General features: G+C 69.7%; 16 protein-coding genes and 2 tRNA genes. 3 read left to right on the plus strand and 15 right to left on the minus strand.

What is annotated here, in order from left to right:
* Nucleotides 1–30: 30 nt before the first annotated feature.
* The 7 genes from ACI3KX_RS02785 to ACI3KX_RS02815 form a co-directional block, all read right to left on the minus strand.
* A complete protein-coding gene (locus ACI3KX_RS02785) occupies nucleotides 31–1,149 on the minus strand; it encodes an epoxide hydrolase family protein (protein WP_404907596.1) in 1,119 nt (372 codons plus the stop codon).
* Between the two features lie 124 nt (nucleotides 1,150–1,273).
* Nucleotides 1,274–2,542, minus strand: a complete 1,269-nt coding sequence (gene clpX, locus ACI3KX_RS02790; RefSeq protein ID WP_349427395.1) for an ATP-dependent Clp protease ATP-binding subunit ClpX — start codon at nucleotides 2,540–2,542, stop codon at nucleotides 1,274–1,276.
* Nucleotides 2,543–2,747: 205 nt separating this feature from the next.
* Entirely contained in the window at nucleotides 2,748–3,428 is a 681-nt protein-coding gene (locus ACI3KX_RS02795) for an ATP-dependent Clp protease proteolytic subunit (protein WP_308867092.1), read from the minus strand.
* A 32-nt stretch (nucleotides 3,429–3,460) separates the two neighbouring features.
* Nucleotides 3,461–4,054, minus strand: coding sequence for an ATP-dependent Clp protease proteolytic subunit (locus ACI3KX_RS02800; RefSeq protein WP_349427394.1), 594 nt, complete (start codon nucleotides 4,052–4,054; stop codon nucleotides 3,461–3,463).
* Between the two features lie 167 nt (nucleotides 4,055–4,221).
* Entirely contained in the window at nucleotides 4,222–5,763 is a 1,542-nt protein-coding gene (gene tig / locus ACI3KX_RS02805) for a trigger factor (RefSeq protein WP_404907599.1), read from the minus strand.
* Nucleotides 5,764–5,842: 79 nt separating this feature from the next.
* Nucleotides 5,843–5,916, minus strand: a tRNA-Pro gene (locus tag ACI3KX_RS02810).
* Between the two features lie 78 nt (nucleotides 5,917–5,994).
* Nucleotides 5,995–6,372, minus strand: a complete 378-nt coding sequence (locus ACI3KX_RS02815; RefSeq protein ID WP_363357277.1) for a nuclear transport factor 2 family protein — start codon at nucleotides 6,370–6,372, stop codon at nucleotides 5,995–5,997.
* A gap of 100 nt (nucleotides 6,373–6,472) precedes the next feature.
* Between ACI3KX_RS02815 and ACI3KX_RS02820 the strand changes: the two genes are divergently transcribed.
* A tRNA-Gly gene (locus ACI3KX_RS02820) sits at nucleotides 6,473–6,546 on the plus strand.
* Nucleotides 6,547–6,608: 62 nt separating this feature from the next.
* Here ACI3KX_RS02820 and ACI3KX_RS02825 read toward each other — a convergent pair.
* The gene (locus tag ACI3KX_RS02825; RefSeq protein ID WP_363357276.1) at nucleotides 6,609–7,178 is read right to left on the minus strand and encodes a hypothetical protein; all 570 of its coding nucleotides are present in this window, start codon (nucleotides 7,176–7,178) and stop codon (nucleotides 6,609–6,611) included.
* Nucleotides 7,179–7,352: 174 nt separating this feature from the next.
* Here ACI3KX_RS02825 and ACI3KX_RS02830 point away from each other — a divergent pair, with 174 nt between their 5' ends.
* Nucleotides 7,353–8,261: an alpha/beta fold hydrolase gene (locus tag ACI3KX_RS02830; protein WP_404907601.1), complete on the plus strand. Its 909-nt coding sequence runs from the start codon at nucleotides 7,353–7,355 to the stop codon at nucleotides 8,259–8,261.
* 34 nt (nucleotides 8,262–8,295) lie between these two features.
* Here the strand turns inward: ACI3KX_RS02830 and ACI3KX_RS02835 are convergent, their stop codons facing one another.
* Both ACI3KX_RS02835 and ACI3KX_RS02840 read right to left on the minus strand, forming a co-directional pair.
* Nucleotides 8,296–8,835, minus strand: a complete 540-nt coding sequence (locus ACI3KX_RS02835) for a gamma carbonic anhydrase family protein (protein WP_349427389.1) — start codon at nucleotides 8,833–8,835, stop codon at nucleotides 8,296–8,298.
* Entirely contained in the window at nucleotides 8,832–10,979 is a 2,148-nt protein-coding gene (locus tag ACI3KX_RS02840) for an acyltransferase family protein (protein ID WP_404907603.1), read from the minus strand. The genes ACI3KX_RS02835 and ACI3KX_RS02840 overlap by 4 nt, the downstream gene beginning before the upstream one ends.
* Nucleotides 10,980–11,147: 168 nt before the next feature.
* Here ACI3KX_RS02840 and ACI3KX_RS02845 point away from each other — a divergent pair, with 168 nt between their 5' ends.
* Nucleotides 11,148–11,630, plus strand: a complete 483-nt coding sequence (locus ACI3KX_RS02845; RefSeq protein WP_163630393.1) for a Dps family protein — start codon at nucleotides 11,148–11,150, stop codon at nucleotides 11,628–11,630.
* Nucleotides 11,631–11,678: 48 nt separating this feature from the next.
* Here the strand turns inward: ACI3KX_RS02845 and ACI3KX_RS02850 are convergent, their stop codons facing one another.
* The 5 genes from ACI3KX_RS02850 to ACI3KX_RS02870 all read right to left on the minus strand — a co-directional run bounded on the left by ACI3KX_RS02850 (nucleotide 11,679) and on the right by ACI3KX_RS02870 (nucleotide 17,578).
* On the minus strand, nucleotides 11,679–12,347 hold the full coding sequence (locus tag ACI3KX_RS02850; protein ID WP_331905627.1) for a response regulator transcription factor: 669 nt from the start codon (nucleotides 12,345–12,347) through the stop codon (nucleotides 11,679–11,681).
* A gap of 20 nt (nucleotides 12,348–12,367) precedes the next feature.
* Nucleotides 12,368–13,771, minus strand: coding sequence for a sensor histidine kinase (locus ACI3KX_RS02855; protein WP_404907606.1), 1,404 nt, complete (start codon nucleotides 13,769–13,771; stop codon nucleotides 12,368–12,370).
* Nucleotides 13,752–15,344, minus strand: a complete 1,593-nt coding sequence (locus ACI3KX_RS02860) for a multicopper oxidase family protein (RefSeq protein WP_404907607.1) — start codon at nucleotides 15,342–15,344, stop codon at nucleotides 13,752–13,754. Before ACI3KX_RS02860 ends, ACI3KX_RS02855 begins: the two co-directional genes overlap by 20 nt.
* A gap of 90 nt (nucleotides 15,345–15,434) precedes the next feature.
* Complete coding sequence (locus ACI3KX_RS02865; RefSeq protein WP_404907609.1) at nucleotides 15,435–16,940, minus strand: amidohydrolase family protein; 1,506 nt, start codon at nucleotides 16,938–16,940, stop codon at nucleotides 15,435–15,437.
* On the minus strand, nucleotides 16,937–17,578 hold the full coding sequence (locus tag ACI3KX_RS02870; RefSeq protein ID WP_404907610.1) for an FMN-binding negative transcriptional regulator: 642 nt from the start codon (nucleotides 17,576–17,578) through the stop codon (nucleotides 16,937–16,939). Before ACI3KX_RS02870 ends, ACI3KX_RS02865 begins: the two co-directional genes overlap by 4 nt.
* Between the last annotated feature and the right edge of the window lie 26 nt (nucleotides 17,579–17,604).

Below are 17,604 nucleotides of genomic sequence, written 5' to 3' on the forward strand. Positions count from 1 at the left end.
AGGCAGCGAGTGCTCCGCCGCCGAACAACGTCAGACGAGGTCCAGCTCGCGCGCGAACGCGCGCACCCGCTCGGCCATGACCGAGGGCACCTCGGCGACCGCGAAATGCCCTCCCTCATCGAGGCGCTCGAACGTGCGCAGGTCACGGTAGAAACGCCGCGCGAGCGATTCCGGATAGTCGCCTTCGTGACGCTGGATGTGCACGGATGCCGGAATCGAGACCGGCGGCATCTCATCGGGCTGGTCGGCGCCCTCGTAGTACGGGCGGAAGGAGGAGCCGATGCTCTGCGTCGTCCAGTAGATCATCGCCTCGGTGAGGATGCGCTCCCGCGAGATGCGACGTTCGACCGCCCGTGGATCCGCCGGAGGCGTGTCACTCCACTCGACCAGCTTCTCAGCCAGCCAGGCGATCAGCCCTGCCGGGGAGTCGTTCAGCGCCGCCGCCAGAGTGTCGGGGCGCGTCGCCTGCACGTGACCGTACGCGCCGTTGGCGCCGCCCCACTGCTGGAGGCGCGCGAAGAACGCCACCTCGTCGGGTGCCGTGAGTTCCGGACGCTCGGCCATCGACGGGAAGTGCGAGTGCGTCACGATGACGCCGCTCACCGCGTCGGGATAGGAGCCGGCGATCAGATCGTTCACGTTGGCCGACACGTCCTCGCCGTACGTGAGGTACTTCTCGTAACCCAGCACATCCGTCATGAGCGCGTGCATCGTGGCGGCAAGGCGGACCTCGGTGACGGGCCCGTCGGTGTAGGCCGAGGAGTAGCCGAAGCCGGGAAAGCTCGGCACGACGACGTGGAAATCGGGCAGCAGGTCGGCGAAATCCAGCTGCAGTGCGAACGTGTGCGGCCAGCCGTGCATGACCAGCAGCGCCGGCGCATCATCGCGGTCGGAACGCAGGTGGGCGAAATGGACGGTGCTGTCCCCGATCTCGGCGAGGAATTGCGGATGCCGGTTGAGCCACCGTTCGCGACCCCGCCAGTCCCACGTGCGCCACGTCGCGACGAGCTCGGCGAGGTAGTGGGCGCTCATGCCGGACTCCGGCCGGCGTGGTGAGTCCGGCAGCGGCCGGAACCGCGCGAGACGCTCTCGCAGATCGTCGAGTTCGGAATCGGGCACCTGGATCGAGAAGGGGCGCGGGCTGCTCACACGCCGAAGCTACTGGGCACCTCCGACACGCTCCCGTATGCCATGCATGGCTTCGCGCGTCCGCGCGAAGGTTCGCGCTTCGATGCTGGCGAGGGCCCCACGGTGATGCGTGAGGGGAGGACGGTCAGGCGCTCTTGCGCTTCTCCCGCAGGACGAGCGTGGGAAGGGCGCCCTCTTCGACGGCCGCTCGGGTCACGACGACCTTGTCGACGTCGTCTGTCGAGGGGATCTCGAACATGATCGGTCCCAGCACGTCCTCGAGGATCGCGCGCAGGCCGCGAGCGCCCGTCTTGCGAGCCACGGCGAGGTCGGCGATGGCCTCGAGCGCCTCACGGTCGAACTCCAGTGCGACGCCGTCGAGCTCGAACATGCGGTGGTACTGCTTCACGAGTGCGTTCTTCGGCTCGGTGAGGATCTCCATGAGCGCTTCGCGATCGAGCGGCGAGACCGAGGCGATGACGGGCAGCCGGCCGATGAACTCGGGGATCAGCCCGAACTTGTGGAGGTCTTCGGGCTGCACGTCGCCGAAAAGGTGGAGGTCTTCGTCCTTGCGGTGCAGCGAGGCGCCGAATCCGACGCCGTGCTTGCCGACGCGCGACGAGATGATGTCTTCGAGGCCGGCGAAGGCGCCGGCGACGATGAAGAGCACGTTCGTCGTGTCGATCTGGATGAATTCCTGATGGGGGTGCTTGCGCCCGCCCTGGGGCGGCACCGACGCGACCGTTCCCTCGAGGATCTTCAGCAGCGCCTGCTGGACGCCCTCCCCTGACACATCGCGGGTGATCGACGGATTCTCGGCCTTGCGGGCGATCTTGTCGACCTCGTCGATGTAGATGATGCCGGTCTCGGCGCGCTTCGTGTCGAAGTCGGCGGCCTGCAGCAGCTTGAGGAGGATGTTCTCGACGTCTTCGCCGACATAGCCGGCCTCGGTGAGTGCGGTGGCGTCGGCGACGGCGAACGGCACGTTGAGACGCTTGGCGAGCGTCTGTGCCAGATAGGTCTTGCCGCAGCCCGTGGGGCCCAGCAGGAGGATGTTGCTCTTGGCGAGCTCGATCTCATCGGCGCGCTGCTCGGCCGACTGGATCGTGCCGTGCGCTCGGACGCGCTTGTAGTGGTTGTACACGGCGACCGACAGTGCCCGCTTGGCGTCGGTCTGACCGACGACGTACTCCTCGAGGAACGCGAAGATCTCGCGGGGCTTGGGCAGATCGAAGTCTGCGACGACGCCCGATGAGGACTCGGCCATGCGCTCTTCGATGATCTCGTTGCAGAGCTCGACGCATTCGTCGCAGATGTAGACGCCCGGTCCTGCGATCAGCTGCTGGACCTGCTTCTGACTCTTCCCGCAGAAGGAGCACTTGAACAGGTCGGCGCTCTCACCGATGCGTGCCATGCCGCTCCTCCTCGTGACGTCGGGGCAAGCCCCCCAGCTGTTCTCCGAGCCTAATAGCTGACGCCGACATGCGGCGGCATTGCGACGCACGTTGTGGAATCGTCGGTTTCGCGCTGAGCGGACGAGGCACCCGGGAGCACGACGACGCCCCGCCGCCGGAGAATCCGGACGACGGGGCGTCGAAGAACCGCTGCTGTCGAAGCGACTACTTCGTCAGCGCCGCCTGCTGGCCGCGCTTGCGCGTGGTGAGCACCTGGTCGACGAGACCGTATGCGACGCTCTCCTCGGCGGAGAGGATCTTGTCGCGGTCGATGTCCTTGTTCACCTCTGCCTGCGTCTTGTTCGAGTGCTTCGCGAGCGTCTCTTCGAGCCACGTCCGCATACGGAGGATCTCCGCGGCCTGGATCTCGATGTCGGACGCCTGACCGTGCCCGGCCTCGCCGACGGCGGGCTGGTGGATCAGGATGCGGGCGTTCGGCAGCGCGAGGCGCTTGCCGGGGGCGCCGGCGGCCAGCAGCACGGCAGCCGCCGAGGCGGCCTGACCGAGCACGACCGTCTGGATCTGCGGCGACACGTACTGCATGGTGTCGTAGATCGCAGTCATCGCCGTGAACGAGCCGCCGGGCGAGTTGATGTACATGATGATGTCGCGGTCGGGATCCTGGCTCTCGAGCACGAGGAGCTGGGCCATGACGTCATCCGCCGACGCGTCGTCGACCTGGACGCCCAGGAAGATCACGCGGTCCTCGAACAGCTTGTTGTACGGGTCCTGGCGCTTGTAGCCGTAGGCCGTGCGCTCCTCGAACTGCGGCAGGATGTAGCGGCTGCCGGGCATCTGGAGGCCCTGAGGTGCCAGCGGCGCGCCGCCGAAGGTGGGGGTCTGCATTCGGGTTCTCTCTCTTTCGCCTTCGGGTGCCGTCAGCTCGCGGTTCCGGCGGTGCCGCCGCCGCCGATGACGTCGAGGGCCGAGTCGCGGATGTGGTCGACGAAGCCGTAATCGAGCGCCTCGGGGGCCGTGAACCAGCGGTCGCGGTCGCCGTCGGCGTTGATCTGCTCGACGGTCTTGCCGGTCTGCGACGCCGTGATCTCGGCCAGTCGCTTCTTCATGTCGAGGATCAGCTGGGCCTGGGTCTGGATGTCGCTCGAGGTGCCGCCGAAGCCGCCGTGCGGCTGGTGCAGCAGCACGCGGGCGTTGGGCGTGATGTAGCGCTTGCCCTTCGTGCCGGCGGTCAGCAGCAGCTGTCCCATCGACGCCGCCATGCCGATGCCGACGGTCACGATGTCGTTGGGCACGAACTGCATGGTGTCGTAGATCGCCATGCCGGCCGTGATCGAGCCACCGGGCGAGTTGATGTAGAGGTAGATGTCCTTCTCGGAGTCCTCAGCGGCGAGCAGCAGGATCTTCGCGCAGATCTCGTTGGCGTTGTCGTCGCGCACCTCCGACCCCAGCCAGATGATGCGGTCCTTCAGCAGCCTGTCGAAGACGCTGGTCGCGACAAGTGGTTCGGCCATGTGTACTCCTGTTTCCTTGGGTCGCCATCGAATCTACCGGCGCGCCACGAGCGACCCGCCCGTGTTCGCCCTGGGCAGAGCGGGCGCCGGACGCAAGAGGACGGATGCCGCGGCATCCGTCCTCTTGTGTCAATCGGTCACTGCGCGAGTGCCGGCCGAAGCTCGCGTCACTCGGCGGCGGCAGCCTTCTTCGCCGGAGCCTTCTTCGCCGGAGCCTTCTTCGCGGGCGCCTTCTTCGCCGGAGCCTTCTCAGCGGCGACCTCGTCGGCGTCGGCGGCCTCGGCGGCCTTCTTGGCGGCGGGCTTGCGCGCAGGAGCCTTCTTGGCGGGCTTCGCGGCCTCCTCGGCCTCGATCACGGCGTCGGCGTCGGCCGCGGCATCCGCGATCTCCTCCGCCTCCTCCACGACCTCTTCCTCGTCCGCGGCCTCGTCCTCCGTGGCGACGAAGCCGCTGAGGTCGACCGGGTTGCCGTTGGTGTCGACGACGGTGACCTTGCCGAGCGCGACGGCCAGAGCCTTGTTGCGGGCGACCTCGCCGATCATGGCGGGGAGCTGGTTGCCCTCCTGCAGCGCGTTCACGAACTCCTGCGGAGCCATGCCGTACTGGGCGGCGGACTGCACGAGGTACTGCGTGAGCTCGTCCTGCGAGACCTGCACGTTGACCGTCTCGGCGATCTTGTCGAGGAGCATCTGCGTCTTGAACTGCTTCTCGCTCGCCTCGGCGACCTCGGCCCGGTGCACGTCGTCCTCGAGACGACCCTCGCCCTCGAGGTGGTTGTGCACCTCGTCCTCGATGAGCTGCGGCGGAACGGGGATCTCGACCTGCTCGAGCAGCGTCTCGATCAGCTTGTCGCGCGCGGCCGAGCCCTGCGTGAACGCGCCCTGCTGGCCGACGCGCTCCTTGAGGCTGTCGCGCAGCTCGGCGATGGTGTCGAACTCGCTCGCGATCTGAGCGAAGTCGTCGTCTGCCTCGGGAAGCTCGCGCTCCTTGACGGCCTTGACGGTCACCGAGACCTCGGCCTCGTCACCGGCGTGGTCGCCGCCGACGAGCTTCGAGCGGAACGTGGTGTCCTCACCGGCGGTCAGGGAGTCGATCGCCTCGTCGATGCCCTCGAGGAGCTCGCCCGAGCCGACCTCGTACGACACGCCCTCGGCGCGGTCGATCTCGGCGTCGTCGATGGTGGCGACGAGGTCGAGCTCCACGAAGTCGCCGGTGGCGGCGGGGCGGTCGACGGTGACGAGCGTGCCGAAGCGGGCGCGCAGGCGGTCGAGCTCTTCGTCGATGGCGGCCTCGTCGACCTCGATGGCGTCGACCTCGACGGTGGTGCCCTCGAACGACGGAAGGTCGAACTCGGGGCGCACGTCGACCTCGACGGTGACCTCGAGGTCGCCCGAGAAGTCCTTCTCATTCGGCCACTCGGTGACCTCGGCCGACGGGCGGCCGAGCACGCGCAGCTCGTGCGCCGCCGCGGCCTCGCGGTAGAAGGTGTCGAGGCCTTCGCTGACGGCGTGCTCGAGCACCGCGACGCGCCCGATGCGCTGGTCGATGATCGGTGCGGGCACCTTGCCCTTGCGGAAGCCGGGGATCTGCACGTCCTGCGCGATGTGCTCGTACGCGTGCTTGATCGACGGCTTGAGCTCGTCGGGGCTGACCGTGATGTGCAGCTTCACCCGGGTCGGGCTGAGCTTCTCGACGGTGCTGTTCACCATGCCTGTACTTCTCCTCTATCGGACCGCGCGAGGACGCGGCAGTTGAAGGTCTGGGTTCGGAATTCTGAGGGCCGTGATGTCGGGGCGACAGGATTTGAACCTGCGGCCTCCCGCTCCCAAAGCGGGCGCTCTACCAAGCTGAGCTACGCCCCGGGCGGGTTCGCACGCGTGCGTGCGCCTTTCGGCCCCGAGAAGTCTAGCCGACCTGCCCGTGCCCTACCTGCGCGGGCCTCAGATCGACTCCACCCAGGCGGCTCGCCAGGCGGGAGCCGGAAACGGCTTCGTCCAGTACGCGGTCTCTTTCGCGATGCGACCGTCGCGCAGCTCGAAGAGGAAGACCGTCTGATAGGGATCGCCGTCGCCATAGTCGAGATCTGCCTGCAGCACCCACACGTCGCCCTCGCCGGTGAGCCGCCGGGGCGAGATGCTCGGAAGCCGCGGGAAGGCGCCGTAGATCGCGCGGCGATTGGCGGCGCCGACGATGCGCTCCCCGGACTGCGGCCACTCCATGACGGCGTCGTCGTGGAACAGATCGTCCATTCCGCCGATCTCGCCGGCGTTGAGCGTCGCCACGAGCGCTTCGACCACTTGCCTGCCCGTGCGTTCCATCGCAGCATTCCTTCCCTCAGCCGCGCGTCGGGGCTGCGGGTCGGAAAAGGATGACCGCCGCGATGTACTACGATTGGGCGGTGCCCGTTCGCGGGCGCACGGGGATGTAGCTCAATGGTAGAGCCTCAGTCTTCCAAACTGATGGTGCGGGTTCGATTCCCGTCATCCCCTCCACGGGGCCCGACGTACCGCCGAAGGCGTGCGGCGGGCCTTTCGCGTGGATGCCGTCCGAACGGTCACCCGGATCCATCGCCCGCCCCGCGACTGCGCGCCTGCTGCTCGGACCGCCGGAGGAAAGGCTGGGGGCGGAACGTTTCGGGGTGGCTCAGCCACGACGCCGCGACGGGAGGAAACTCCATCCGGAGGCGGTGCCGGTCCAGGCGGCGCTCTGTGGCATCGGGATCGTCGATGATCGTGTCGATCGCCGTCGTGAGCCAGCCCGTCAGCACCTCGGCGTTGGGCTCGTCGATCTCGGCGATGATGCCTCGCGCGAGGGGAAGATAGTGCCGAATGCCGCTGCGCTGTCCGAGACCCATGTCCTTGGCTCGCGATGCCCGGTAGGCCTCGAGCGCATCGACGAGTCGCCGCCGCTCGGACCGGCGGATGAGGTCCACGTTCTGGGCGGCCAGCCGATTCGCAGCCGACGACGCCCGCAGTGCCGCTACGGCCAGCACCGTGGCCACCGCAGCCGAGATGAGCGCGACGACGAGGGCGATCAGCCCCACTCGACTCTGGCTCTCCAGCAGAGTGACGACGACGTCGAGCCGGCAGCTGACAGGATCCAGGCGCTCCTCACAGGCTCCCACGGGGCAACCATACTGGCCCGCGCGAGACGCGCACAGGGCGGTGCTGCGAGCGCGAGCGACGGCCGGGGCCGCCGCCGCCGGGGGCCCTCGTGTACACGCGATCCGCGCTATTGCGCCGGCGCCGCAGCGGGCAGACTGACAGCAGCACCGTTCCCAACTCGCTGAGGAGCCGCGATGAGCAGCCCGACCCCCGCCCCGCAACCGGGACCGCAGAAGAAGCTGCCGCGCCGCCCGGCATCCAGCCTCGCCGAGAAGTGGACGCGCATCGACGACGTCGACGTCTTCTATCGCGAGTCGCCACGGCCGTCCCGCGATCCTCGCGTCATGGCGCACGTGCACGGCTTCGGGCTGTCGGGCCGCTACCTGCTGCCGACGGCCGAGATGCTCGCCGACGAGTTCCACACCTACGTGCCCGACCTGCCCGGCTTCGGCCGGAGCGGCAAGCGGCGGGACATGCTCGACATCCCCGACCTCGCTCGCGCCGCGCTCGATTTCCTCGACGATCGGGGCGTCGAGAAGGCGACGCTCGTCGGCAACTCCATGGGATGCCCGGTCATCATCGAGTTCGCGCATCGATATCCCGACAGAATCGACCGTGCCGTGCTGGTCTCCCCGGCCGGCGGACTGTTCAATCAGCCGCTGCGCCGGGCCATGAAGCAGCTCTCGCAGGACGCACCGAGAGAGCCGGTCAAGATGGCGCGGGTCGCGGTGCCCGACTACGTGCGCTTCGGCGTGCCGAGCACGGTGCGCATGTTCCGATCGCTCACGCAGTATCCGTCACTCCAGCGACTGCTCGAGATGCACATCCCGACGCTCGTCGTGCTGGGTCAGCGCGATCCGCTGCTGCCGCACGCGCATCGCGTCGACGAGATCGCCAGTCAGACCGACAGCCACGTGCTCGTCGTGATGCTGGAGGGCGCCGCGCACGCGATCAACTTCAGTCACCCCGGGCAGCTCGCGCACGTCATCCGGCATTTCATGGACGACCTGCCGATCGAGAATGACCCGGCGTGGCCCGGACACGTGCGCCTCTACGAGGTGCACCGGGGCAAGCACCACCCGCCGACGAAGCCGCGGGACTGATCCGTCCGGGGATCCCACGCAGCCGGTGCGGGGCTCAGACCACGGGACTCGCCTCGAGGTGCTCCCGCACGTGCGCCAGGTAGTGCTCGGCGTTCTGGAGCAGGCCGGCGCGCTCCTCGTCGGTGAGCTCGCGTCGCACCTTGCCGGGCACACCGGCGACGAGCGAGCCATCGGGGATCTCGGATCCCTCCAGCACGACCGCGCCGCCGGCGATGAGGCATCCCGATCCGATCCGTGCGCCGTTGAGCACGACCGCCCCCATGCCGATGAGCGAGCCGTCGCCGATCGTGCAGCCGTGCACGACGGCGTTGTGGCCGACCGACACGTTCTCACCGATCACGACGGGCTTGCCGGCATCGACGTGCACCGAGACGTTGTCCTGCAGGTTGCTGTTCGCGCCGACGGTGATCGTGTCGCCGTCGGCGCGGAGCACGGCGTTGTACCAGACGCTCGCGCCTGGGGCGAGGGTCACTCCCCCGACGATGCGCGCGCCGGCGGCGACGAACGCCGTGGGGTCGAGGTCGGGAGTTCTCCCGGCGGCGGCGAGCACCGAGGCTCCGGGTGCGATCGTCATGGCTGGCCTCTCTTCGCGAGCGCGGTCTCGATGGCATCGGTGTACCAGGGCGCGAGGGTGTCGGCGAAGGTCACCGTGACGTGGTCCTGGTCGCGGTAGATGTTCGCACCGCCGACGACCGGCGCGCACAGCTCGGCGCCGCAGTAGACATCGGTGAAGTCGAGCAGCGTCGCCGTGTCGAGACCGGATGCCGCATCCTTGAGCGGGTCGTCGGCGACGAGCACGTCCGAGCGGGCACCGTCGCACTCCGCGACGTCGCGCGTACGGAGGCACTTGTTCGGGTCGGTCTCCCATACCGGGTTGTCGACGACGGTGATGACGGGGATGCCGCGATCCATCACCGTGCTCCACGCCTCGCGATAGCCGGCCACGGCAGCGTCGTGGGAGGAGTCGTACCCGGCGGACGAATACGGCGTCGTGGCCAGCGCCGCCGTGAATACGGCATCCAGGTCGGCGCCGTCGATCGCATTCTGCACGCGCTCGCGCCATTCGGTGCACGCAGCGCCGAAGGCTCCAGGCGTCGACAGCGGCGTCGTGTTCCAGGGGCACGCGCCCTTGAACCAGGTGACGAGCTGCCATCCGTTCTCGTCGGCCATCCGCTGGAACGTCGAGAGCAGCTGGTACGCGTGGCTGTCGCCGATGAGCGCGATGCGCGGGGCGTCGTCGTCGTCCGAGCCGAAGGTGCAGGACACCGGCCGCGAGTCGGTCAGCTGGACGAAGCACTGCGGGTGCTCCGGGCGGTCGATGCCGGCGAACCCCGGTGCGGGCAGGATCTCGCTGCCGAAGTCGGCGCCGGCGCAGGAGGCGTCGAGAACCGCTGCCGCGCCGAAGCACTCCGGCGGGTTCTCCTGCAGCGCGGCGATGTCGCGGGTGCCCTGGTTGTACAGCGGCGCGTTGACGAGCCACGCGGTGCTCGCGACGAGAGCGACGACGATCATCGCGGCCAGGGCCGACCAGAGTGTCACCCGTGGCGGCCGCGAGGTCAGCACCTTCCAGCCGCGCGCGGGGTCTTCGACGAACCGCTTGGTCAGCCACGCGAGCACGAAGCACAGCCCCAGCAGCGCGACGCGGTGGTAGATCGTGAGACCCCAGAACGGCACCGACGGCGCGATGACGATCAAGGGCCAGTGCCACAGGTACAGCGAATACGAGATGTCGCCGACGAACTGCGCGGGGCGGATGGCGAGGATGCGCGTCGGGTACCACCAGCGGTCGGTGTTGGACGCGGCGATCACCGCGGCGGCACCGAGCGTGGGCAGCGCCGCCATGTACCCGGGGAACGGCGTCTGGGCATCGAACGTGAAGGCGACGTAGAGCAGGAGCAGGATGCCGGCCCAGCCGAGCACGAAGCTGCCGAGGGCGTTGCGCACCCTCAGCATCGGGACGAGCGCGATCAGCGCGCCCACGCCGAACTGCCACATCCTGCCGAACGTGACGAAGTACGCGGGCGCCGGGTTCGTGATCGTGAAGACCACGCAGAACACGAAGGACACCACGGTGACGACCCCGAGCGCGGCGATGACCGTGCGGCGACGCTCGCCGCGGAACCACTTCACGCCGATCCACGCCGCCAGCAGCATGATGAGCGGCCACATCACGTAGAACTGCTCTTCGAGCGACAGCGACCAGTAGTGCTGGACGGTGGTCGGCGCGCCCGCGTGGTTGAGGTAGTCCGCCGAGTTCAGCGCGAGGTACCAGTTCTCGACGTAGAAGGTCGATGCCAGGATCTCGCGCACCTCGTTCGGCAGAGCCGACGTGGGCATGAGGTACGGCGACATGACGACGACCGCACAGAACAGCAGGACGAGGAGGGATGCCGGAAGCAGGCGGCGCGCGCGGCGCGCCCAGAACTGGCCGAGCCGGACCGTGCCGGTCGCGGTGAGCTCGCGCATCAGGTGCGCCGTGATGAGGAAGCCCGAGATGACGAAGAAGATGTCGACGCCGATGTAGCCGCCCGTGAGGCGGCCGGGCCAGAAGTGGTACAGCACGACGCAGAGGACGGCGATCGCGCGGAGTCCCTGCACATGCGGGATGAACCGGGACGGCTCGGCGTGCTCGGGCGAGCGGTCGCGAGGCTCGCGGGTCACGGTCTTGGCGGGAACGCTCAGATGCTGCGGTCCGAGGTCGTGATCGGCGGAAGGCACGAATCGACGTTAGCCGCTGTCGTGCGTCCGGCCCGCACCGACAGCGCGGATTCGCCGGTTTAGCCCAGCCTTGTCTTGCTTGCGGAATGGCTCCCGCTGAGTAGCGTTGCAGTCACTGGAGGGCGATCGCCGAGCTGAGCGACCCTCCGCACGATGGAGGCGACAGATATGACGAACACCCAGACCACCCCCGCAACCGCAGCGAACCCCGACGTCGCCGCCGCGACGGCGCAGTTCCTCACCCCCGTCGTCCTGGGCCTGCAGGCCCTGGCCGTGAACGGGAAGCAGGCGCACTGGAACGTGCGCGGCGCGAATTTCATCGCGATCCACGAGCTCCTCGACTCGGTCGTCGCCCACGCCCAGGATGGCGCGGACCAGGCCGCGGAGCGCATCGTCGCCCTCGGCCTGCCGGTCGACGCCCGTGTCGGCACGGTGGCCCAGAAGACCGCGACGGCCGTACCCGCCGGATTCACGCAGTGGGACGCGCTCATCCGCAACGTGATCACCGACATGGACACCGTCATCGCGGACGTCCAGGCAGCGATCGACGGACTGGACGAGTTCGACCTGACGAGCCAGGACATCGCGATCGGCATCAAGGAGTCGCTCGAGAAGGACCGCTGGTTCCTCTTCGCGCACCTCGCCGAGTGACCTGATCTCGAACGAAGACCCCCGGGAGTCCCGGGGGTCTTCGTCGTCTCAGGGATGCTGCAGGAAGGCGAGGACCGCGAGCACGCGGCGATGCTCGGTACCCGACTCCTCCAGCCCGAGCTTCGCGAAGATCGCGCTGATGTTCTTCTCGACCGCTCCGACCCCGATGAAGAGCCGCTCGGCGATGCTGGCATTGCTGCGTCCCTCCGCCATGAGCGTGAGCACGTCCCGTTCGCGCGGGGTCAGCGCCGCCAGCGGGTCGGGCCGGGCCGACAGCAGCCCCTGCACGACGAGCGGGTCGAGCACCGTGCCGCGCTCGCGGACGCGGCGGACGGCATCCGTGAACTCGTCGAGGGACGTGACGCGATCCTTCAGGAGATAGCCGACCCCGCCCTCGCCGCCCGCGAGGAGCTCACGCGCGTAGACGCCCTCGACGTACTGGCTCAGGACGAGGATGCCGACGTGGGGAAGGGCGGCGCGTACGGCGAGGGCGGCGCGGATCCCTTCGTCGCGGAAGCCCGGCGGCAGGCGCACGTCGAGGATCGCGACGTCGGCACGCGCCTCGCGGACCCGCGCCACGACATCCTGCGCATCGCCCCACGCGCCCGCGGTCGTGTAGCCGGCCTCGTCGAACAGCCGGACGAGCCCCTCGCGCAGCAGGACCGAGTCTTCGAAGAGGACGACGCGGAGCGCGGCGGAGTCGTGCGAGGCGGCCATCTCCTCAGAATAGGCATCGGTCACGACGCGACCGCCAGCGGGATGTGCGCTCCGACGGAGGTGGGGCCGCCGGCGGGGCTCGTCACGACGAGGACGCCGCGCAGGCCCGCGACGCGCTCGCGCAGCCCCTCGAGGCCGTGGCCCGTCGTGATGACTGCGCCTCCGCGGCCGTTGTCGACGACCCAGACATCGAGGTGGGTGGGCGCGCCGGCCGCGTTGCGGCGAAGCGACGCGCGCACCGTCGCGGCCGTCGCGCCGGAATGCTTCACGGCGTTGGTCATCAGCTCGGCCACCACGAAGTACACCGTCCGCGCCACTTCCTGGCTCACGGCCCGGTCGATGGCCGGATCGATCTCGACCTGCGCCCACAACGGCGAGCCGGCCGCCAGAGCGTCGAGCGCGGCGGCGAGGCCGCGATCCTGCAGGAGCGGAGGCGCGACCCCGCTGGACAGCGCACGCAGCTCATCGAGCGCCGCCTTGGCGTGGCCGCGGGCCTCACGGGCGAGTTCGGCGGCGGCATCCGCGTCTCCGGCTTCGGCCCGGCGCTCGAGCGCGGCCAGGTCCATCTGCAGGCGCACGAGGCGCTGCTGGGGACCATCGTGGATGTCGCGCTCGAGGCGGCGCAGGGCGACGTCCTCGGCGTGCACCGCGGCGCTGCGGGCGGCGGACTCCGCGCGCACCTCGGCGGCGAGCTCATCGGAGTTCCAGCGGCCGAGCATGCCCCTGGCGACAGCGTGGTGACCGCGGGCCAGTCCGCCCAGCACCCACGGCATGGTGGCCGTGAAGAGGATGCCGGCGAGGAGGTACAGCGTGACCTCGACAGCCCAGCTCGACCATCCGCCGAACAGCCACGGCAGGTAGTCGGCGACGAAACGGCCCCATTCGCCGTCGGCGCCGTCGCTGCCGCCGCGAGGGAGGAACGCTCCCCAGAACCAGTAGGTCAGTCCGCCGAGGCCGATGCTCAGCCACACCGTCGTCAGTGCGAACGAGATGGTGCTGATGACGGGGCTCACGATCATGCCGTGCACCAGGTAGAGCCAGTAATGCGCGTTGCGGATGGGTCGCGTGAGCGTCATCCAGAAGCCGGTGCTGTCCGACCTGTCCCGGTTCCACTCCGGCTCCTCGATCTCGGGAAGACCGGTGAGCAGCAGCAGGAACCGGTCGGCGACGCCGAATCCTCTCGCGATGAGCAGGGTGAGCACCCCCAGCGGCAAGCCGATCAGGATGACCAGGAGACCGACGCTCGTCCAGAACAGCGGGGCCAGCACGCTGATCGAGATCATCGCGAGGACGAAGACCGCCAGGAGGTAGAGGGCGCTGCCCGGCGTACGGATCCAGGCCCGGCCATAGGAGGCCCAGAACCCGCTGACGGGTCGGGACGCGTCCGGCTGCAGCGCGGCCGGCTCAGTGGTCGTGACGGTCATCGGTGTCTCCCTCGGGACGCTTCAGGTCGGGCTGCTGGCCCGGTTCGACGACCAGGAACTGTCCCATCATGCCCTGGTCCTCGTGCCACAGCAGGTGGCAGTGGTACATGTACGGAGTGGTCGGATCGGCGTAGTCGTCGAACCGCACCAGCAGCCGGTACTCGCGGTCGCGCTCGAGCGCGATCGTGTCTTTGAAGCCGGCCAGCCGGGCCGGCGGCGGGGCGCCGTCGACACTGAGGATCCGGAACTGCGTGTCGTGCACGTGGAACGAGTGCGGCAGCGGATTCTCGTTGCGCACGGTCCACACCTCGCTGGTGTCGACGGTGGCGACGACGTCCGCGCGGCCCAGGTCCATCTGCCGGTCGTTGATGTTGTGGCCCGACATGACGAAGTCGCGCTCGGCTGCGGCACCGCTCGCATCTGCCGCCGGCACGTCCGCGAGCCGCGACGGCACCTCTGGTGAGGCTGCGAGGGATGCCGCGGCCCGCAGCTCCATCACGTCGAAGCCGGCCGCACCCGCGTTGAGCGCCGGGTCCGGCGCCAGGGACCGCAGCACGATGCGCTCCCCCGGCTTCACGGACACCACGATCTCGGCGCGCTCACCCGGCGACAATGGGATGTCTGTCGCCGTGACGGGCGCCTCGAGCAGGCCGCCGTCGGTGCCGATGAGGGCGAACTCGCGGTCGTCGGCGAACGCGAAGTCGTACATACGTGCGCTCGAGCCGTTCAGAAGACGCAGGCGCACCCGCTCGGTCGTGACGTCGAGGTACGGCGCCACGGTGCCGTTGACCAGGATCGTGTCGCCGAGCACCCCGTCGAACTGCATGCCGAGACCGCCGGCGAACGACCCGTCGGAGTTGAAGGAGCGGTCCTGCACGATGACGGGGAGATCGTCGACGCCGTACTCGCGGGGCAGGGCGAGCGCGGCCTCCACTGCGTCCCGCACCAGGAACATGCCGGCGAGCCCCGCGTCGACCTGCTCACGTGTGCGTCCGTGCAGGTGCGGGTGATACCAGAGGGTGGCCGCGGGCTGGTCGATCGTCCACTCCGGCTGCCACGAGGCACCCGCGGCGATCGGCGAGTGGGGGCCGCCGTCCATGGCGGCAGGAAGGTGCATGCCGTGCCAGTGCACGGTCGTCGGATCGGCGAGGCCGTTGGTCACGTCGACGCGCACCTGCTCGCCGCGCTCGGCGACGAGCGTGGGGCCCAGGTAGGCGCCGTCGTAGCCGAGAGTCGGCGTCTGCCCCTCCGGAACGAGCGACGAGCGGCCCTCCTGGGCGGTCAGCTCGAAGACGCGCACGCCGTCCTCGACATGCGACGGCGCCAGCGGTGGGACCGCGAGCGGCGCGCGGAAGTCGATCGCGCCGAGAGCGGGAGGCGTGGCGCGCACGGCGTTGGTGGCGAACCAGATCCCGCCGGCGGCGATGAGGAGGGCGATGACGGCCAGCGGGATCGCGACGAGGACGATGATGAGCCGCCGGCGACGTCGCCGACGCGGTGTCGCGCTCGGCGGCGCCATGGTGGGCGGGGACGGCGGCTGCGGGGGTCGCTGCGTGGACGGGGGGAAGGTCATGCATCCAGCCTCGCGACGACGGCGTCGCGGCGGCATCCGACCCCCTCCCGAACCCGTACGGGGGAAGACCCCCGCACGGCGGGGAGGGCTTTACGCCAGGTGGGTCAGGCGTCCCGCCAGGAGCGTCGCACCGACGCGCATGCCGCGGAGCCCCGCCTCGTCGGCGGTGAGCGGGTCCCGCTCGCAGATCGCGAGGTCGGCCACGTCGCCCGGCTCGATCCGAGCAGGCTCGGTCGACCCGCCGCGGGTGGATGCCGAGAGCGCGGTGGCGGCATCCACTCGCTGCCCGGGCTGCCAGGCGTCGCGACCGTCGCGCGTGCGGAACACCGCCGCCGCCATCGTCGCCCACGGATCGAGCGGCGCCACCGGCGCATCCGACCCGAACAGCAGGTTCGCCCCGCTGTCGGCGAGAGCGCGCAGCGGATAGGCCTGTGCGGTCTGGCCCGCCCAGACCCTGTCGGTGAGGTCGCGGTCGTCCAGCGCGTGCTCGGGCTGCACGCTCGCGCCCACGCCCAGACGCGCGAACCGCGGGATGTCGGCGTGAGCGACGAGCTGGGCGTGCTCGATCGTGCCCCACGCCCCGGTCGCCGCGAACGCGTCGAGCGCGTGGGAATTCGCCACGTCGCCGATCGCGTGGATCGCGGAGGCGATGCCGGCCGCGGTCGCGCGTGTCATCAGATCGACCAGCGTGGCGAGATCGACCGTCAGCAGTCCGTGGTTGTGCGGATCGCCCGGATAGGCCTGGGATGTCGCCGCCGTGCGGGTGCCCAGCGAGCCGTCCGTGATCACCTTGAGCGGACCGACGCGGACCAGGTCGGATGCCGCACCCCGGGCGACATCGCCCGTCTGCAGTCCCTCCGCGACGGCCCGGTCGAGGAACTCGGGGTAGATGCCGAACACGACCCGCAAGGCGTCGAAGCCGTCCGCGAGGCGGCGCACCCAGGCGTCCTCGTTCCACGCCATGTCGAGATCGACGAGCCCCACGACGCCGCGGGAGGCGGCATCCTGCGCCATACGGCCGACGAGCGGATCCGACACCGACGCGTCGACGGCATTGAGCCGCCGCGATATCTCGAACGCCGGCCCCTCGCGGAGTACGCCGATGCCGTCGGGCGCGAATCCCTCGCGGCGGAGCGCCGCGGTGTTGAGCCACACGCTGTGCACGTCGGCGTTGATGAGGTAGGTCGGCACCTCGCCGGTCGCCGCGTCGAGGACGGCGAGGTCCGGTGCGTCGGCCCAGAACGCGTCGCGGTATCCGCTGCCCACGCGGCGCCCGTCGGACATCGTCTGCGCGGCCGACATGAGCGCGGCCGCGTGCGCGGCGGACTCGGCCTGGCCCAGAGCGATGCGCTGCGCGGTGAGCGCCCACTGCACGGTGTGCACGTGGTGGTCCCAGAGACCGGGGATGAGGCAGCCGCCGCCGGCGTCGAGCACGGTACCTCTGCGCGGCAGCGCGCCTGCGGGCGCGATGTCGACGACGAGTCCGTCGGCGAGGTGGACGTCGACCGGGTCGGAACCGAAGGGGTCCGTGCGCTGGGATCCGGTCAGCCGCGCGTTCGCGATCACGTCCGGGGCGTCACCGCGGGCGAGCGTCATCGGGCCGCCTTCCGGGTCTCGAGGTCGCGGCGCATCTCGGCCGGCAGCCGGGCATCTGCGTACGCGCTCGCACCGGCCTCGAGCTCGACGATCACCGTCTCGACGACGTCGTCGGGTTTGTTCTGGCTGAGTTTGCGCTTGCCGACGACCCGGGTGGGTGTGAGGCGGAACCCCGCCGTCCCTCTCTCCAGGCGACGGACGAACTCGGGGTCGTTGGGAGGCGCCCACATCAGCCGGGGCTGCGGCATGCCGCTCTCGAAGCGCGCCACGAGGCGTTCGAGCACCTCGAGGTTCTCCTGGGGCGTCAGCAGCTCCGGGATGCCGGTGAGATGCGCCGAGACGAAGTTCCAGGTCGGCACGCTCTGCGCGTCGCCGTACCAGCCCGGCGAGATGTACCCGTGGGGGCCCTGCACGACGACGAGAAGCTCGAGCTCGCCCAGTCCGTGGATGAGGTCGTCGGGCTTGCCGACGTGGCCCACGATGGTGAGGTCGTCCCGGTCGGCGTCCAGGAGCACCGCGTAGTGCGAGGCGACGAGCCCGGCGTCCGTGGGACTGACCAGCGTGACCCACGGATTCTGCTCGATGAGGCGGCGGATCTCGCCGACATCCGACATCGCGAAGCTCGGGTTCTGGCGCATGGACTCAGCCTATTCGCGCAGCGGAG

This window comes from Microbacterium sp. ZW CA_36, assembly GCF_044987475.1.
In the GTDB taxonomy this organism is placed as follows: Bacteria; Actinomycetota; Actinomycetes; order Actinomycetales; family Microbacteriaceae; genus Microbacterium.

Coding starts and splice junctions, on each gene's coding strand:
- clpX (WP_349427395.1), bottom strand. CDS start 2,542: ATGGCACGCATCGGTGAGAGCGCCGACCTGTTCAAGTGCTCCTTCTGC.
- ACI3KX_RS02795 (WP_308867092.1), bottom strand. CDS start 3,428: ATGCAGACCCCCACCTTCGGCGGCGCGCCGCTGGCACCTCAGGGCCTC.
- ACI3KX_RS02800 (WP_349427394.1), bottom strand. CDS start 4,054: ATGGCCGAACCACTTGTCGCGACCAGCGTCTTCGACAGGCTGCTGAAG.
- tig (WP_404907599.1), bottom strand. CDS start 5,763: ATGGTGAACAGCACCGTCGAGAAGCTCAGCCCGACCCGGGTGAAGCTG.
- ACI3KX_RS02815 (WP_363357277.1), bottom strand. CDS start 6,372: ATGGAACGCACGGGCAGGCAAGTGGTCGAAGCGCTCGTGGCGACGCTC.
- ACI3KX_RS02830 (WP_404907601.1), top strand. CDS start 7,353: ATGAGCAGCCCGACCCCCGCCCCGCAACCGGGACCGCAGAAGAAGCTG.
- ACI3KX_RS02835 (WP_349427389.1), bottom strand. CDS start 8,835: ATGACGATCGCACCCGGAGCCTCGGTGCTCGCCGCCGCCGGGAGAACT.
- ACI3KX_RS02845 (WP_163630393.1), top strand. CDS start 11,148: ATGACGAACACCCAGACCACCCCCGCAACCGCAGCGAACCCCGACGTC.
- ACI3KX_RS02850 (WP_331905627.1), bottom strand. CDS start 12,347: ATGGCCGCCTCGCACGACTCCGCCGCGCTCCGCGTCGTCCTCTTCGAA.
- ACI3KX_RS02855 (WP_404907606.1), bottom strand. CDS start 13,771: ATGACCGTCACGACCACTGAGCCGGCCGCGCTGCAGCCGGACGCGTCC.
- ACI3KX_RS02860 (WP_404907607.1), bottom strand. CDS start 15,344: ATGACCTTCCCCCCGTCCACGCAGCGACCCCCGCAGCCGCCGTCCCCG.
- ACI3KX_RS02865 (WP_404907609.1), bottom strand. CDS start 16,940: ATGACGCTCGCCCGCGGTGACGCCCCGGACGTGATCGCGAACGCGCGG.
- ACI3KX_RS02870 (WP_404907610.1), bottom strand. CDS start 17,578: ATGCGCCAGAACCCGAGCTTCGCGATGTCGGATGTCGGCGAGATCCGC.